The organism is Pseudoalteromonas sp. SR45-5 (genome assembly GCF_014163565.1).
Classification (GTDB): domain Bacteria; phylum Pseudomonadota; class Gammaproteobacteria; order Enterobacterales; family Alteromonadaceae; genus Pseudoalteromonas; species Pseudoalteromonas distincta.
This window is the reverse complement of record NZ_JACJDN010000641.1, coordinates 1-2,204: the sequence shown is the minus strand read 5'-3', so window position 1 is coordinate 2,204 and position 2,204 is coordinate 1. Positions and strand designations below refer to the sequence as shown.

2 protein-coding genes and 1 pseudogene are annotated in these 2,204 nt (G+C 39.7%); 1 reads left to right on the top strand and 2 read right to left on the bottom strand.

Annotation, left to right across the window (positions count from 1 at the left end):
- Positions 1 to 1,412, top strand: a 1,412-nt coding sequence (locus H5072_RS17445) for an efflux RND transporter permease subunit (protein WP_182694271.1), incomplete at its 5' end; no start/stop codon positions are given.
- Positions 1,413 to 1,525: 113 nt separating this feature from the next.
- On the opposite strand, the gene H5072_RS17440 is transcribed toward H5072_RS17445, so the two are convergent.
- Together H5072_RS17440 and H5072_RS17435 are read right to left on the bottom strand one after the other, a co-directional pair.
- The gene (locus H5072_RS17440) at positions 1,526 to 1,978 is read right to left on the bottom strand and encodes a cytochrome c (RefSeq protein WP_024595584.1); all 453 of its coding nucleotides are present in this window, start codon (positions 1,976 to 1,978) and stop codon (positions 1,526 to 1,528) included.
- Between the two features lie 92 nt (positions 1,979 to 2,070).
- Positions 2,071 to 2,204 (bottom strand): annotated as a pseudogene (locus H5072_RS17435) (DUF2721 domain-containing protein); the annotation flags it as partial.

The window sequence follows — 2,204 nt, the reverse complement described above, 5'->3', positions numbered from 1 at the left end:
TATCAGACATACAAACAATAAATGCTATTCGTGAAATAGAAGCGATGGTGATTGCGATTGATGAAGATACCGAACGCAAATATGGTCAAAAACTCATAAGAGATATTTTAGTGTTTAACCAAGGGCGAACTGAAGCACAAGTGCTTGTTCCCCTTGTTGATGAAAGTATAAGGCCTTATAACGCGTTTGAATTATCACGACGTTGGCGCGAGGCGATGCCCGATATTGCCGGTGTTAAATCATTAACCATTTATGATGATGTAAATGGAGGGAGCAGTGACGGCGAATTTGGTTATTTATTATATGGCTCTGATATTGATACATTAAATAATGCAGGACGTCGTTTTATAGAGTTGCTGCAACAGCAAGAAGGTTTGTTTGATATTAGCTCTACAATAGATCCTGCAAGTAAAGAAGTGCAAATGAGCCTAAAACCGGTCGCTTACGATTTAGATTTAGACTTAGCTTCTATTGCAAATCAAGTTGGGGCAAGCTTTTACGGTGGTGAGGCTCAACGTGTTATTCGCCGAGGCGAGGAAGTACGTGTAATGGTGCGTTACCCTAAACTGACTCGAGAGGCATTTTCGTCACTTAAGCATGCGGTTGTTACTACCCCGCAGGGCCGTGAAGTACTGCTTGGTGATGTAGTTGAACTTACTGAAACACCAGGCATTAGTTATATCCGCCGGGAAGGGGGCTATCGTACTGTGTATGTTTATGGAAACATAGATGAAGAAGTGATTGAGCCAAACGAAGTTGTAGATCAAATTAAAGAAAAGCTACTACCACAACTTAAAGAAGAGTATCCAAGTGTTAAGTCAGAACTAGGTGGCGCCATTGAAGAGCAACAAGATCAGGCTAATCAGCAGAAGATGTTTTTCTTCGGCGGTATGATTTTGGTGTATGTTTTATTAGCCGTACCCCTTAAGAGTTATGCGCAACCACTTATTGTTATGTCGGTGATTCCATTTAGCTTAACGGGAGCAATATGGGGGCATTACTGGTTTGGTTTGGATATAACTTTAATGTCTGGCTTTGGTATTATTGCAGCAGCAGGGGTGGTTATAAACGACTCACTCGTTATGACCGATTATGTGAATCAAGCCCGTAAAACAGGTGTTAGTATTAAAAATGCTGTAATAGATGCCGGTTGTGCTCGATTCAGACCTATATTACTTACTTCAATTACTACATTTGCAGGTGTATTGCCCATTATGTTTGAAACAAGCCTGCAGGCTAAGTTTGTAATACCTATGGCGGTAGCGCTTGGTTTTGCAGTGATGTTTGCAACATTAATAACACTTATATTAGTGCCATGCTTGTACATTATATTAAGTGATATTGGTAAGGTGTTTACACGCATTTTGGGTGGGATTAGGACTGTATTTAAACGTCGCCCGCAGAAGGTTTAGCTCAATAAATAACATACGGGCTTAAATGCCGGGTACAAAAAGCACTGAATGATTAACCATTCAGTGCTTTTTATCATTTGTTGTTACTACATTAAGTATTAAAACAACAATAATTAATCTTTAAATTGCTTATGGCAATCTTTACAGCCTTTAGCCCATGCACCAAAAGCTTTACCAATTACGGCCTTATCGCCTGATTGAGCCGCTACTGCTAACTCATCTGCGTATTGTTGGAATGCAGTTGCTTTTTTCATAAAAGTATCGTTTTCAGACCAAACAGCAGCAAGTGCAGCTGTGTCGCCTTTATCTGTTCCTTCGTAAAACGCTTCCCATGGCATTTTTGAAAGTGCAGCTGCGTTGTTAGCACGCTTTTTAAATTGCTCTGCGTCAAAAGGTACTTTACCTTTTAGCATTGCGCCCATGTCACCAATTTGTACTGAGATCATTGAAAACGCTGCTTGGCGGTATTCAATCGCGTCACTTGGCTCTTTAAATGCAGAATTTGCCGATACGCTAAATGCACACGTTGCCAGCGCTATTGTTGCTAATACTTTTTTTAATTTCATGTTTGCCCCTGTTGAAAATTGTAATTCTTAATTCGGTATCTTGTATCTAACATCGTATTTATTCAAGTGAATACGATAGATTTAACTAAAACTTAATCGTTTATATCAATATCTGCAAATATCATCCCGCGACGCATACTTCTTGTTGCTAAGAATACCTCACCAAGTAACGACATAAATGCACATATAAGTAATGCCATTGCTGCTACAAAGCAACTTGCAATGG